The sequence below is a fragment of the Pseudomonas sp. EA_65y_Pfl1_P113 genome, assembly GCF_963970525.1.
Classification (GTDB): domain Bacteria; phylum Pseudomonadota; class Gammaproteobacteria; order Pseudomonadales; family Pseudomonadaceae; genus Aquipseudomonas; species Aquipseudomonas tritici.
Genome location: NZ_CAXAQM010000654.1, coordinates 1 through 437 on the forward strand (window position 1 = coordinate 1; position 437 = coordinate 437).

At 61.3% G+C, this 437-nt stretch carries 1 protein-coding gene and 1 pseudogene; both read left to right on the forward strand.

The window, feature by feature from the left end; genetic code table 11:
• Positions 1-241, forward strand: a pseudogene (locus AACY52_RS31570) (recombinase family protein); the annotation flags it as partial.
• A gap of 10 nt (positions 242-251) precedes the next feature.
• The coding region (locus AACY52_RS31575) for a hypothetical protein (RefSeq protein WP_339561590.1) at positions 252-437 on the forward strand (186 nt) is incomplete at its 3' end.

Genomic DNA, 437 nt, shown 5'->3' on the forward strand with positions numbered 1-437 from the left:
CGCCCAGTTCGAGCGCGACCTGATCCGCGAGCGCACCAACGCCGGATTGAAGGCTGCGCGGGAACGGGGGAGCCTTGGCGGTCGGCGTCCGGTCATCACGCCTGACAAATTACGTAAGGCGCGCAATCATATCGCGGCAGGGCTGACGGTTCGCGAAGCGGCCACGCGCCTCAAGGTCGGCAAAACCGCGCTCTACAAGGCGCTCGAAGGCACCGCTGCTAAAACCGCAGTCAAAGCATGAGGAAAGAGTGATGCACGAACGCGATCCCAACATCGTCACCTCGAGCCTGTCTGGTTTCGTCACCGAGCAGGGCGTCACCGTGAGAGTGAACATCATCCGGTTGGAAAATGAGCCGGGCTGGTCGCTTGAGGTCGAAAACGAGCATGGAACGTCTACGGTCTGGGACGACCTGTTCCCGACTGATGATGCCGCGCAT